This window comes from Sphingomonas sp. BL-S-30 (genome assembly GCF_055521475.1).
The window spans coordinates 2,733,955-2,747,259 of record NZ_CM145481.1 but is presented as its reverse complement, the minus strand read 5'-3'; the positions used below and the strand labels follow the sequence as shown (position 1 = coordinate 2,747,259).

The window sequence follows — 13,305 nt, the reverse complement described above, 5'->3', positions numbered from 1 at the left end:
GTCTATCGCATCGGGTGGCTTGGCGCATGCCTCAAAGTCTCTCCGCCAAGCGCTTCTACATCTCCGCCGACATCGAAGGTATCGCAGGTGTCGCGTCACGCGACAATCTGATGCCGGGCCGCTTCGAATATGAGCAGGCGCGCGACTGGATGACGGATGCTGTACTCGCATCCTGCGAAATGCTGACCGAGCTTGGCGCGACCGAAGTGGTGATCAGCGACTCTCATGGCAATGGGCAAAACATCCGGTACGAACGGATGCCCGAATACGCCCGACTGGTCCGTTCCTGGCCCCGGCCGCTGGGAATGATGCAAGGAATCGAGAGCGGCCGATACGACGGCGCGCTCCTGGTCGGCTACCATGCCGGTGCCGGAAATATCGGCGGCACGCTGTCGCACACCGTCAGCGGGCATTTCTTTCAGGAGATACGGCTGAACGGCGTTGCGGCGTCCGAGGCACTGATCAGCGCCGCGATCGCCGGGCATCATAAGATCCCGGTGCTAATGATTGCCGGCGACGATGTGGCGGTGTCGGAGACCAGTGCGCTGCTGCCGGGCATTGCGACTGCCTGCCTCAAAAGCAGCTACGGGTTTCTTTCGACCAACACGCTATCGCCCCGCGCGGCCGGCCTCGCCCTGCGCGAGGGCATCCAGCAGGCAGTGAGCAAGGTCGGCACGATCGAACCCTTTGTCATCGCTGGCCCGATCGACCTCGAGCTCCGCCTGCGTGACCGGTTAATGGCGGAATGGCTGTCCTATCTCCAAGGAGTAGAGCGGGTCGATGCCTTCACGATCCGCCATGGTTGCCCCGATATCGTGGCTGTGTCGCGCTTCCTCCAGTTCCTGACATCGGCAAAGGACGCGCTGGCGTGACGGCGCCGACGTTTCTCGGCCATCCGCGAGGGATCGCCTATCTTGCCTTTTCCGAAGCGTGGGAGCGGTTCTCCTATTACGGGATGCAGGCGCTGCTCGTCCTGTACATGGCGACCGAATTGCTGCTGCCGGGTCATGTCGAGAAGGTCGCAGGCCTGTCGCGGTTGAGAGCCCTGCTGCAGGGAGAGCAAGGGCCCTTGTCCGGCCAGGCGCTTGCATCGGCCATCTTCGGAATGTTCGCCGCTTCCGTCTATCTGACCCCCATCCTGGGCGGACTGCTCGCAGACCGCCTGCTCGGCCGGCGCCGCACGGTGATTCTCGGCGCGGTCCTGATGGCCGCCGGTCATTTCCTGATGGCGTTCGAACAGCCGTTCCTGCTGGCGCTGTTGCTTCTCACGCTCGGCGCCGGCTGTTTCAAGGGTAACATCGCGTCCCAGGTCGGCGGCCTGTACGCACCGGGCGATCAACGCCGGGCCGACGCCTTCCAGATCTTCTACCTCTGTATCAACGCTGGTGCGATCCTTGCTCCGCTTGTCTGCGGAACGCTAGGCGAGATGGTGGGCTGGTCCTGGGGATTCGGTGCGGCTGGTGTCGGCATGCTCGTCGGCCTGGCAATCTACCTGGCCGGCACGCAATATTATCCCGCGGAAGTGCCGCGTGAGGCGGGCCGGGTCGCCTTCGCCCCGATGAACGGGCGCGACTGGCAGGTGATGATGGTATTGCTGGCGATGTTGCCGGTCTCTGCGGTGTTGCTGATTCCCAACCAGCAGGTCGGCAACGCCTATCTGCTCTGGGCAAAAGCGCATGTCGGGCTCCACGCTTTCGGTCACGAACTCCCGGTGACCTGGCTCCTGACACTGGAATCGGTCGCGACGATCATCTGCCTTCCAGGATCCGTGGCGTTCTGGCGGGTCTGGGCACGGCGGCGGCCAGAGCCTGATGAAATGACGAAGATCGTGATCGGCGCTGCCTTTCTCTGCGTCGCCCCGGCAATGCTCGTGCTCGGGTCGATCCGGGCGACTGGAGGCGAGGTCGGCTTGGGCTGGCTCATCTGCTTCGCCTTCCTCAACGAGGTGGGGTTCGCCAACGTCCTCCCGGTGGCGCTCGCCCTTTACGCCCGTGCCGCCCCGCGCCGTTTCGCCTCGACGATCATCGGCATGTATTATCTTCAGTTGGTCGGCGCTAACTTCCTGATGGGCCTGGTCGGCGGGCTGCTCGCCCCGTTGGGACCAACCCACTTCTGGCTCCTCCATGTCGGCCTCGCCGGCGGCGGCCTTGTCGCCCTGCTTCTCATCCGGCTTGTCTCGCGAGCCCTGCTCGCGACCAATCCTCCTTCAACAACGAGTATCTCATGACCAGAATCGCGATCACCGCCGGCTCACTCCGTTTTGTTGCGCGGCTTGAGGAAGAGCGGGCGCCAAAGACCTGTGCGGCGTTTCGATCCATGCTGCCGTACCACGAGAAGGTCGTTCATGTCCGCTGGAGCGGCGAGGGGGTCTGGATCCCGCTCGGCGATCATGACCCCGGATTGCCCTTCGAAAACGCGACCAGCTATCCGGCACCGGGCGAGATCATCTTTTATCCCGGCGGTTACGGCGAGACCGAGATCCTGCTTGCCTATGGCGGTGTGCGTTTTGCGAGCAAGCTTGGCCAGCTCGCCGCGAACCATTTCATGTCGATTGTGGAGGGGCTTGATCAGCTGGCAGAGCTCGGTCGTCGCGCCCTGTGGGAGGGCGCACAGGATATCGCGTTCAAGCTTGCCGACTGATCCGTGCGAGCCTGCGACGCTGCTAATGGACGCATTAGATAAGACGTGTTGTCTCGAAAATGTAAATCAATTCTCCTGCGCCGACGTCAGCAGGTAAATGCCGCGGCGCAGCAAAGGGGTTTTACATGTCCTACCTCCTGACCAACTCGAAAAGCATGCCGCGTCGCGGCGTTGCGGCAACCTGCGCCGCGCTTCTGTGCGGCGTCGCGGTGTCCGGCATGACGGCCTCCGCGGCGAGCGCTCAGGCGCAGACCGGTCCAGTGGCCGATGCCGGGCCAAACGATGACATCGTCGTAACGGCGAACAAGCGGACCGAGCGCCTGCTGGATGTGCCGGCGCCGGTGACCGCCGTCAGCGCTGAGGATCTCGCGCGTACCCATGCCAACAAGCTAGAAGATCTGGCGGCGCACACGGCCGGACTCAACCTGACGACGACGCGCCCAGGCGAGACCCAGATCATTCTGCGCGGCATTACCACCGGTTCGCCGATCAGCTCGACCGTTGCCACCTATATCGACGATACCGCCTTCGGATCGTCGACGACGCAGGCGCTTGCCGGCTATCTCAGCCCCGATCTCGATCCGAGCGATATCAAGCGCATCGAGATCCTGCGCGGCCCGCAGGGCACACTCTACGGCGCGAGTTCGCTCGGCGGCCTCGTCAAATATGTGACGGAAGAGCCGGATCTCGAAAAGGTGAAGGGGCGCGTAGAGGCGGGGGTCAATGGCGTCAGCAAGGGTGGTACGGGCTTTGAATTCCGGGGCATGCTCAATCTCCCCGTGATAACCGACACGCTCGCGCTGAGAGTCAGTGCCTACAAGCGCCGGGACGCCGGTTTCATCGACGATACGCAGCAGGGCATCTCCGACGTCAATCGCACCGATGTCGAGGGAGGGCGAGCTGCGCTGCTCTTCCGGCCGAGCGAGAATTTTTCGATCGATCTGACCGCGACGCTGCAGAATCTCGAAGGACAGGGATCGTCCGACGAGGATGTCGTCGTAACGGGGACCAGCCTTGCGCCACTGCAGGGCGACCTCACCCATGTCCGGTACACGCCCGAGCCGCTCAAGCTGCGCTATCGTCTGTATAGCGGCACCGTGACCTATGATCTCGATTTTGCGCGCCTGGTGTCAGTCACTAGTTATAGTACGCTGCGGCAGTATGCGACCACCGACCAGACGACCCAGCTGGGCCCGACGCTGAGTGGCCTTCTCGGCGTACCAGGGGTGGGGTTCAGTGTCGGTTCGGATCTCAGCCTGAAGAAATGGACCGAAGAAGCGCGGGTTGAATCCCAGGCCAACACCACACTGGAATGGCGCCTGGGCTTTTACTACACGCGCGAGACGACGGCGCGGCTCGAGCCGAGCTCGACATTCCTGTACGCGACGCAGACAAAGATCCTCCCGGACAACGCGGTCTTCTTTGCCAATCTTTATTCGCATTATACCGAATATGCCGGCTTCGGCGACGTGACCTGGCATATCACTCCGCGGCTCGACCTGTCCGGCGGTCTCCGCCACAGCGGCAACACACAGGACTTCAGCGAAACCCATGGCGGTTTCGCGATCGGGCCAACCACCACCGTCGCGGAAACCTCATCCGACAAGAGCACGACCTTCCAGGTCTCCTCCAAATTCAAGCTGGACGCAGACAGCATCCTTTATGCGCGCATCGCCTCCGGCTATCGCCCGGGCGGGCCGAATGCCGTCACGCCGGCGCAGACTGCCGCGGGCGTGCCTTCGCAGTACCAGCCGGACACGCTGACCAGCTATGACATCGGCTATAAGGCAGCGCTGTTCAACCATGCAGTGACGCTCGACCTCTCGGCCTTTTATATCGACTGGCAGGATATCCAGTTGCTCACCCAGTTCGGCGGCTTTACCAGCGCCGGCAATGGCGGCGCGGCCCGCAGTCTCGGCGTCGAGGCGAGCGCGACGTGGAAGCCGGTAACCGGAGTGCGCTTGTCGGGGAACGCGAGCTATACGGACGCCAAGCTGACCGAGGATTCGCCAGGCGTAGCCGGCTTTGACGGCGACCGGCTCCCCAATGTTCCGAAATGGGCTGGCGCTTTGTCGGCGGACTATGACTTCACGCTCTCCGGCGGCGTATCGGCTTATGTCGGTGCCGGCGTGCACGCAGTCGGCGCGCGGCGAGCGGGCTTCATTTCGGGCTCGCCGGCGAGCTATGTGCGTCCGACGCTGCCGGCCTACGCGACCGTCGATCTGCGCGCCGGTGTCGACCTGGAGGCCTTTAGTGTGTCGATCTTCGCGAAGAATGTGGGTGACAAGCGGGGCTTCAACTATATCGCGTCGCTCAACAACGATGCGTATCTGCCGCCCTACTCCGCAAGCGTGATCCAGCCGCGCACCATTGGGGCAACCCTTTCGGCGAAGTTCTGACCATGCGCCGGGTGGGATTTCGCAGACACGAAAGGATTTCGATGAAGGCGTTCCTCACCCGGCTCATGATCGCGGCGGCCTGCATCACGGTCAGCGCGCCCCTGTCGGCGCAGGAGGGCATCCCGGCGGATACGCCTCTGGTCGATCACCACATCCATATCTTCTCGCCTGCTTCGTCGGCAGTGCTGAAAGGAATCTGCAAAGCGGTCGGGCCGGAGCGTTGTCCCGAAGAGATCTCGAAGGAACCCTCGACCGGTGACGACGTCGTCCGCGCGCTGGATGCCGCCGGGATAAGGAAGGGTGTGTTGTTCTCGGGGGCCTATTTCTTCGCCTCGCCGGCCGCGGCAGTGCCGCGAAGCAAGCTGGCGCAGCTGATCCGCGCCGAGAACGAGTTTATCGTTGCCCAGGCAAAAGCGCATTGCGGTCGCTTGATACCGATCATCAGCGTTAATCCGCTCTGGCCCGGAGCCGTTGCGGAAATCGATCATTGGGGGAAAGTGGGCGGCGCGGCCGGCGTGAAAATGCACCTTGGCAATTCCGGCTTCGATTTCCGCGACGCGGCCCAGGTCAAGAAACTCGCCGCTGTATTCGCGGCAGCCGACCGCAATCATCTGGCAATCGTCATCCACCTTCAGACGCAGCTTTCGACCTATGGTCCCGAGGATGCGCGAATTTTTCTGACCAAGGTGCTCCCCGCAGCGCCGCACGTGCCGATCCAGATTGCGCACGTCGGCAGCGGTGGCGGCCTCGACAAGGGCGTGCTTTCGGTGCTCGGCGTGTTCGCCGATGCGATCCATGACGAGCCGGCCCAAACGCGGCATCTGGTATTTGATCTCGCGATGGTGCCCGACCTTTTCTCGAACGCCCGCAAGCTGTCCGCTACCGCGAATGACGACGCTGCGCTCGGCGCCATAATGCGGCGCACCGGACTCGACCGGTTTGTGCCCGGCTCCGATTATACGTCCGGCCTCGATCTGCGCGCCTATTATGCCAATCAAAAGACATCGCTTGCGTTGAGCGAGGCGGACTGGCGGACCGTCGCCTATAATCAAGCCGCGTATGTGAGGGACCGGGCGCCGTGTCGGCGCCGGTGAACGGCGAAGCTGATCGCTTGGCGGACGCACTGGCGTGGTTGCCGGTTCGGAGCCCCGGAGCGTTCGACCTGAGAGTCGATTGCCAGCGTTGCCGATACAGCCACGTTAAACGCAGCCATCTCTGCGGCCGGTGCCCAATTGCGGTCGAGGAGTGACCAAGCAAGTCGCAGGTGCCCGATGCCGAGCAACACCCAAAGCACCAACAGCGATGGTAAAGCAGTGGCTTGCTCGGGAGCTAGAAACGGCATCGCCACCGCAGTTTCGAATTGAAGGAATGCAATGGGCAGCATTAGGCACAGCACAACGGCGTATCTTGCCAGAGCGAAGCGTCCTTCTGCTTGTCTGGGCATTTCCCGCCATGCGGCGAAAAGGCAGCCCATCGCGAAACCCAGGACCTTTCGATCCTCGATCGCTGCGTCCAGCTCACCCCACATCGCGCATGCCCATCCGCGACGATGTTCGCCCAGACTAGCGGTCGCAACCGCAAGGATTGCCCTCGCCAGCCCGGCCGTCATGCGAGCGCCGCTCGTGTCGACGGGCTGGCAGCCGCGACGTCGTTTGTCCGAGCAACAGCGATTCCGGCCGCCGTGATGCGGTAGACGTGGCGCGCGGGTCGGCCGAGCTGAGCCGGCTCACGCCATTCGGCCTCGACAAGGCCCTGCTCACTCATCCGCATCAACAGCGGATAGAGCGTGCCCGACATGAGTCCGGTCTCCTTCATGAGGTCATATCCATGTCGCCACTGCCGCCCTCCCGCGGTCAGCGCTTCCAGGAGGGCGAGCATTTGCTTCGATGGTCGGCGGCTGCGCGGCATCGCATCAGACAACCTATGTAGAGTTCGGAGTCAAGACGTGGCCGGCGTTTGTTGATCGGCTGCAGTCGTCGCTCTCGCCGTGGGAGGGGCTAAAACTGGAGACGACGATCGGCTCGTCTGCGCCCGCTCAGAGGATTGAGATAAATGAATGTCCGAAAGCAGGGATGATCCAGTCCCTCGGGAATGTCCGCAAATGGGTAACCGCAGAACCGGCATGCCGACGGCAGGAGGCGACAAACATACAACCTTCAGAGGCTGGGACGTGAACGGCCCGCTTGCTGTAAACCCGCTATTCGCCTCACCGACACTAGCCTGCCGGCAAGGCGCACAGCAGCCACTCGTAAGCAAACGCCATTTCGTGTAATCAGACCAGCTATCTCGGACGCATTCTTTGGCGCACTGTGTAAGGTAGTGTTGACACCCCGTAACGAGCGAGGTATGTCATGTTATCCTGACATAATGTCAGGGAGATCTGATATGGACAACGAGCCGCGATGAAGAACCGGCTAAGGGTGCTGCGAGCGGAACGCGAATGGAGCCAGCTCGAACTGGGCGGGCGGATCGGTGTTTCGCGCCAGGCGGTGAACGCGATCGAAACGGGGAAACATGATCCTTCGCTTCCGCTTGCTTTCCGTATCGCCCGACTGTTCGGCCTGCGGATCGAGGAGGTTTTCGATGATGAATGCGCGGATGAATGAGGAAGGCGAAGGCGCGCGTGCGGCGCGAGCCCGCATCCGGAGCTACTGGCGCACCGCTGTCTTGTCGCTGCTTGGCGGCGTTGGCATCGCCCTGATAATGTTACTGGGCAAGACCGAGCCGGGGCATCTCCAGCCGGTTTACGCGATTGCGACCGTGGCGGCGATGGCGATCGTGCTGCCGCTGGCCGTGCATTTCAACAATCGCTTGAAGGACGAGCTCGATCGGCTGAATGCGCTCAGGGCGAACAGCTTCGGCCTCTATGTCTGGCTGTTCCTTGGGTGGGGCTGGCTGGTCCTCGCAAATGGCGGGCTAGCGCCTCCGCCCAACATGCTGGCCCTGGTGGTCGTCACTAGCCTGCTCACTATGGCTTGTTACGTAAAGCTCAAGATGGGGCGGTAGCCCCGCCAACGCTCAGCCACCAGATTTCCGCTTCCGGGGAAGGTTCATGCGCATAGTCTTTCACGCCTTTTTGCTGATGACGGTATTGCTAGCAGGCATAGCGCCCGCCCGAGCCGCTCCACTGCCATCCTCGTCCGCGCAGGCCACGGCCGCGGCAATAGACGCCGTTGGCGAGTGGCATGGAACCCTCGTCACACCGGGCGGCGCGCTGACGCTGGTGCTGTTCGTCAGCCGCGCGGAGGACGGATCGCTCAAGGCCGAACTGGAAAGCCCGGACCAGGCGCCCGGGCAGAAGATTCCGGTGTCGAGCATCAAGGCCGAGGGCGACGAACTCTCGCTTGAGATCGCAATGATCCACGCGTCTTTCGAGGGACACTGGGTGGTGGCCGAACAGGCATGGAACGGAACGTTCCGGCAGGGAGCCGAACTGCCGCTCAAGCTGGCGAAGGGACCCCCGCCGGCAAAGCCCGTCGTAGCCGGGCTGGACGGGACCTGGCGTGGCAAGATCAGCCGCAACGGCGTCGATCTGCGGCTGGTGCTCCATATAAAAACCGGAGCCCAGGGAACAGCGGTGCTGTTGGACTCGCCAGACCAGCTCGCCAACGGCGTGCCGATCCAGGGCCTGATGCGGGACGGGCAGAAGGTGCGCTTCAGGCTCGACGTTCGCGGCATGCGCTATGACGGCGTCCTGTCGCCGGACATGCAGCGGATGAGCGGCACATGGCTGGCACCCGACCAACCCGCCGCGCCGGTCGATTTCGTGCGTGGCGATGGCGTTTCCGCCGGGAGCGCCCCTAAGCGGCCGCAGACGCCGCAGGCGCCTTTTCCCTATCGCGCCGAGGAGGTGGCGTTCGAGAATTCGGCAGAAAGCGGGGTCCATCTCGCCGGGACGCTGACGTTGCCGCAGGGCAACGGGCCGTTTGCGGCGGCGATCCTGCTCACCGGCTCAGGCCAGCAGGATCGAGACGAGACGATCCTCGGCCACAAGCCGTTCGCGGTGATCGCGGACTACCTGACCCGGCGCGGCATTGCGGTGCTGCGCGTCGACGATCGCGGTGTCGGCAAGTCGACCGGGGATGCAAGCAAGGCGACTTCGGCGGATTTTGCGACGGATGCAAACGCAGCCTTCGCCTTTCTGCGGACGCGCGGCGAGATCCGGCGCGATGCGATCGGCTTCATCGGCCATAGCGAGGGCGGCATGATCGGCCCGATCGCCATGGCGGCGAACAAGGACGTCGCTTTCCTGATCATGCTGGCCGGGCCGGGGACGGCGACCAGGGCACTGCTGCTTTCGCAGCGTCGCGCGATCGGGCTCAGCACTGGTCAGAGCGAAGCCGAGATCGATCGAGCTGAACCCGTCATGGCTGCCCTGTTCAAGGCGTTGGCAAGCGGCGCAAGTTATGAAGCGGGCGTCGCGGCCGCGCGTGCTTTGCTGACACCAGAGGCAATGACCGCGATCGGCGCGCCCCCTGGCGCGAGCCCCGAGCTGGTCATGGCGCAGTTCAGCAGCCCTTGGTTCCGCTATTTCTTCCAATATGATCCGGCGCCTAATCTGCGCGCGATCCGAGTGCCGGTGCTGGCGCTGAACGGGAGCCTCGACCGTCAGGTCCTTCCAGACGAAAATCTGGCCGCGATCAAGGCGGCCCTCAAGGACGATCACGATGCGACCATCGTCGAGATACCCGGCCTCAACCATCTGTTCCAGACCGCCAAGACGGGCGCCGTCGGCGAGTATGCCGATATAGAGGAGACGGTCGCGCCGGTCGCGCTTGAGCGAATGGCGGACTGGATCAACGCGCGCTTCGGACGCCGTCCAGGTTAATGCGTGGCGTTCCCGATAGCGGCTTTCGGCCCGTTGGTTATGGTGCCGGTCCGATGAGGTACATTGTCATAGCTGCGGCGACGATGTTGTGCGGCATCGCGTTGCCGAGCAAGGCCCTGGTGCCGCGACGTGCTGACCGGAAGATCGATCCCGCCCGGCTTCCGTTCGACGAGTCGAGCGGCTTCCTGAACGGTTACTCCCTCCGCGTCCCGCACCACGGCGACTTTCTGTGGAACGGCGCACCTGTCGGTCAGGTGGTGTTCACGAACTACCTTCGCCAATGGGCGGCTTTGCCCCCTAGCGCGGGCCGCCTCTTCGTAGCCTTCGAGCCGGGGACCCCGAAGGCCCGTGCGGGATGGGTCCGTAAGCAAGTCATCGACAGCGGCCTTTGTAAGCAGCATCGTTGTGCGGAGGTCGGCTGGAATGTGAAAAGGCCGGTTGTGAACTGACGCCTTGTGCTCCGCGCTTCAACGCGGACCGTCGCCCAACCACCAACTCAAGCTGTTCCCGGCCGCCTTCGGACGCCCCAAACCGGCCGTTCGATTGACATGAACGAGTGACCGGAATCGGGAAACCGAAGTTGCGCCGGAACGTCCGCATCTGGGTCAGACACGACCAAGATCAGGGATGCTTAGCCTACCGCTCCGCGTTCTGCGCCGTGGAATGGTGCGGATCGTCGCCAGGGACATAGGTACCCATTCCGCCGCCTCCAAGCGCGCCGCCACCTATACCACCACCACCGCCGCTCCGGCCAGCATCGTCCTTGTTGCTTCCGGCTCTGCCGCCGCCGGACGACGCGGGACGTGTGGGTCCCTGCATCGCTATGGTCAAGTCGGCTGGGATCGGGTCGAGATCGAGCGCATCGCGCACGAACGCACGCAGCGATACAACAAGATCATGCGTGTGGACCGGGTGGCCCGCGACCAGCTCGCGAACCGCCCTGTCCGCCAGCCGGACATGCTCCTCGGTACCGAGCAGGATGATGTCGGAAAGCGCGGCCTCGACCGCGTCGCGGATGCGGCGCGTGCGGTCCGACCGCGCCGCGCCGTCCGCACTGAGGTCCAAAGCGGCCATTGGCTCCTCTGCGACGCCGCCCTGGTCCCGCCGCCGCAGGTCGCGCCGGTGGGCCGGATCGACGGTCAGGTCCCCGGTAAACGATCCGCCGAGGACCTTGTAGGCGGCGATGAGTGTCCTGAGGCGCTCGTTGATCTGCCGGTTCATGCGCTCACGGCGCTGCTGGAACGTCATTTGGGTGAGCAGACGAATGCCAACGCCCAGCAGCGTAACCAGCGCCAGCCCGAGGATGGTGGCGAGCAGGCTCTGCCAAGAGCTGAAATCCAGACCGCGCAAGTGCATTCCCCTAGCTACAGTCTATGGAACGCTCGTCGATCCTGCAGGTGCCGCAGAGCGGCACGACGGCGAAAAGAGCGAGTGCAATCTCGCACTGTTAACGCAGCTCAACGGACGTCCGAAACTGGGAAACCGCAAAGCTACGCTGAATGTTGCCTTCTGGGTCGTATTGACCGGCGTCAGTGGGGCGCGTTCCAATCAGCTCCCGCGAGCGTCTAGCAACATGCGCAATCGTTCTGCATCTGCTGCCGAGGCAGGGTTGTAGACAATCATTCCGAGCTCGGGCCGTCCTTCGACTGCGAACGATGAGAACTCCATAGCGAGCAATCCCGCGTCGGGGTGATGGATCCGTTTTACCCCCTCGCCGTGAGCGACCACGTCGTTGTCCTGCCACAGTGACTGGAATTCAGCGCTGATGTGGGACAGTTCAGTGACCAGTTGGGTGACGGCCGCGCTACTGTTGGCGCCCGCCCGCGCCACGTCTGCACGGAAGGCGCCGACGACGAACCGGGCAACGCCTTCCCAGTCCGCGTTTCGGACACGGATGTGGTCGCTGCCGAACATCATGCGGAGGATGTTGCGTCCTTCACGCGGCAGCTTGGCATAGTCGGTCAGCAGCACCGCCGCCGCGCGGTTCCAGCCGACCACATCCCACATCGCCGTCTTGATGATCGCCGGGCTCATCACCATCCCGTCGAGCACGCGCTGCAGTCGTGGGGAGATGCCGTCTACCGGCTGGTAGCGCGCCTCCGGCGGACGGCCGAGGCCCAGCATGTAAAGGTGCTCGCGCTCCGGATCGGTCAGCATCAGGCCCTTGGCGATGCGGTCGAGCACGTCGGCCGACGGCGCGCCGCCTCGACCCTGTTCGAGCCAGGTGTACCAGGTCGGGCTGATGTTCGCGCGGGCAGCCACTTCCTCGCGCCGCAGCCCCGGGGTGCGCTGTCGGCCGCCGAACCCCAGGGCCACCGGATCGAGGCGGGTGCGGCGGTCGCGCAGATAGGCTCCAAACGGGTTAGGCGCTTCGCTGGCCATGATCGATCCTGTTAGGCGTTATACCACGATAAGGTCACTACTTTAACACTGTTGATTCGGTCGCGATATGCCTTCTCAGTAAGAAGGAGGTTTGAATATGCGCGTGTTCCTCACCGGCGCGACCGGCTTCATCGGCTCGCATGTCGTTCCCGAACTCATCGCGCGCGGCCACCAGGTGCTTGGCCTCACCCGCTCCGACGCCGGCGTCCGGCAGCTCGAAGCGGCTGGCGCCGAAGTCCATCGTGGCGATCTGGAGCAGCCCGAGACGCTCGCCAGCGGCGCGGCGGCGGCCGACGCGGTGATCCACTGCGCGTTCGACCATAATTTCGCGACCTTCTTCGAGAATACCAAGAAGGACGAACGCAATATCGCTGCGATGGGCGCTGCGCTCGAGGGGACGCAGAAACCTCTCCTCATCACCTCGGGCGTCGGCATCGGCACGCCGTTGAATGGCGGCCCGGCGACGGAGGACGTGCTCAACCCGCGCCACGCCAACCCGCGCATCGCGACCGAACTTGCCGGCGCGGCGCTGATCGCACGACGCGTCGACGTGCGCACCATCCGGCTGCCGCAAGTCCACGACACCACGAAGGCTGGCCTAATAACGCCGCTGGTCGCCGAGGCGCGTCGAGCTGGTGCGGTGGCGTATGTCGGCGAGGGGCGGACACGCTGGTCCGCAGCGCATGTCAGCGATGTGGCCAAGCTTTACGTCCTGGCACTGGAGAAGGGCGAGCCGGGTGCGCGCTACAATGCGTCGGTAGAGGAGGGCGTCACCGCTCGCGCCATCGCCGAGGCGCTTGGAAAGGGGGCCGGGCTGCCGGTCCGCTCGGTCGCAGCCGACGAAGTCGAGCATTATTTCGGCTGGATGGCACCCTTCGCGGCGCTTGAAATGATCGCGTCCAATGCCTGGACACGCGCGCGGCTGGGGTGGGAACCGACGGGACCCGATCTGCTCGCCGACCTCGCCGCGATGAACTATTCGCTGCTCGCCGAAGCCTGATCCGGCAATGCTCGCTGGCGAGCGGAACCGCCGAGCCAGCGATCAACGCAAGATCC

13 protein-coding genes are annotated in these 13,305 nt (G+C 63.8%); 10 read left to right on the top strand and 3 right to left on the bottom strand.

Annotation, left to right across the window (positions count from 1 at the left end):
* Positions 1-14 precede the first annotated feature (14 nt).
* The 5 genes from ACZ1I5_RS12795 to ACZ1I5_RS12775 all read left to right on the top strand — a co-directional run bounded on the left by ACZ1I5_RS12795 (position 15) and on the right by ACZ1I5_RS12775 (position 6,133).
* Positions 15-872, top strand: coding sequence for a M55 family metallopeptidase (locus ACZ1I5_RS12795; RefSeq protein ID WP_465169630.1), 858 nt, complete (start codon positions 15-17; stop codon positions 870-872).
* The gene (locus ACZ1I5_RS12790) at positions 869-2,227 is read left to right on the top strand and encodes a peptide MFS transporter (protein ID WP_465169629.1); all 1,359 of its coding nucleotides are present in this window, start codon (positions 869-871) and stop codon (positions 2,225-2,227) included. The genes ACZ1I5_RS12795 and ACZ1I5_RS12790 overlap by 4 nt, the downstream gene beginning before the upstream one ends.
* Positions 2,224-2,640: a DUF3830 family protein gene (locus ACZ1I5_RS12785; RefSeq protein ID WP_465169628.1), complete on the top strand. Its 417-nt coding sequence runs from the start codon at positions 2,224-2,226 to the stop codon at positions 2,638-2,640. The genes ACZ1I5_RS12790 and ACZ1I5_RS12785 overlap by 4 nt, the downstream gene beginning before the upstream one ends.
* Positions 2,641-2,765: 125 nt before the next feature.
* Positions 2,766-5,039, top strand: a complete 2,274-nt coding sequence (locus tag ACZ1I5_RS12780; protein ID WP_465169627.1) for a TonB-dependent receptor — start codon at positions 2,766-2,768, stop codon at positions 5,037-5,039.
* A 41-nt stretch (positions 5,040-5,080) separates the two neighbouring features.
* On the top strand, positions 5,081-6,133 hold the full coding sequence (locus ACZ1I5_RS12775; protein WP_465169626.1) for an amidohydrolase family protein: 1,053 nt from the start codon (positions 5,081-5,083) through the stop codon (positions 6,131-6,133).
* A gap of 511 nt (positions 6,134-6,644) precedes the next feature.
* On the opposite strand, the gene ACZ1I5_RS12770 is transcribed toward ACZ1I5_RS12775, so the two are convergent.
* Positions 6,645-6,917, bottom strand: coding sequence for a PadR family transcriptional regulator (locus ACZ1I5_RS12770; protein WP_465169625.1), 273 nt, complete (start codon positions 6,915-6,917; stop codon positions 6,645-6,647).
* Positions 6,918-7,441: 524 nt separating this feature from the next.
* Here ACZ1I5_RS12770 and ACZ1I5_RS12765 point away from each other — a divergent pair.
* The 4 genes from ACZ1I5_RS12765 to ACZ1I5_RS12750 are packed head-to-tail and all read left to right on the top strand — an operon-like array spanning position 7,442 to position 10,316.
* Positions 7,442-7,645: a helix-turn-helix transcriptional regulator gene (locus tag ACZ1I5_RS12765; protein WP_465169624.1), complete on the top strand. Its 204-nt coding sequence runs from the start codon at positions 7,442-7,444 to the stop codon at positions 7,643-7,645.
* A complete protein-coding gene (locus tag ACZ1I5_RS12760; RefSeq protein ID WP_465169623.1) occupies positions 7,623-8,045 on the top strand; it encodes a hypothetical protein in 423 nt (140 codons plus the stop codon). Before ACZ1I5_RS12765 ends, ACZ1I5_RS12760 begins: the two co-directional genes overlap by 23 nt.
* 46 nt (positions 8,046-8,091) lie before the next feature.
* On the top strand, positions 8,092-9,867 hold the full coding sequence (locus ACZ1I5_RS12755) for an alpha/beta hydrolase family protein (protein WP_465169622.1): 1,776 nt from the start codon (positions 8,092-8,094) through the stop codon (positions 9,865-9,867).
* A 53-nt stretch (positions 9,868-9,920) separates the two neighbouring features.
* On the top strand, positions 9,921-10,316 hold the full coding sequence (locus ACZ1I5_RS12750; RefSeq protein WP_465169621.1) for a hypothetical protein: 396 nt from the start codon (positions 9,921-9,923) through the stop codon (positions 10,314-10,316).
* Between the two features lie 187 nt (positions 10,317-10,503).
* Here the strand turns inward: ACZ1I5_RS12750 and ACZ1I5_RS12745 are convergent, their stop codons facing one another.
* Positions 10,504-11,223 (bottom strand): hypothetical protein, encoded by a 720-nt coding sequence (locus tag ACZ1I5_RS12745; protein ID WP_465169620.1) that lies wholly within the window; start codon positions 11,221-11,223, stop codon positions 10,504-10,506.
* Positions 11,224-11,415: 192 nt separating this feature from the next.
* Positions 11,416-12,249, bottom strand: a complete 834-nt coding sequence (locus ACZ1I5_RS12740) for a helix-turn-helix transcriptional regulator (protein ID WP_465169619.1) — start codon at positions 12,247-12,249, stop codon at positions 11,416-11,418.
* A gap of 97 nt (positions 12,250-12,346) precedes the next feature.
* Here ACZ1I5_RS12740 and ACZ1I5_RS12735 point away from each other — a divergent pair, with 97 nt between their 5' ends.
* On the top strand, positions 12,347-13,249 hold the full coding sequence (locus tag ACZ1I5_RS12735) for an SDR family oxidoreductase (RefSeq protein WP_465169618.1): 903 nt from the start codon (positions 12,347-12,349) through the stop codon (positions 13,247-13,249).
* The last annotated feature ends 56 nt before the right edge of the window (positions 13,250-13,305 follow it).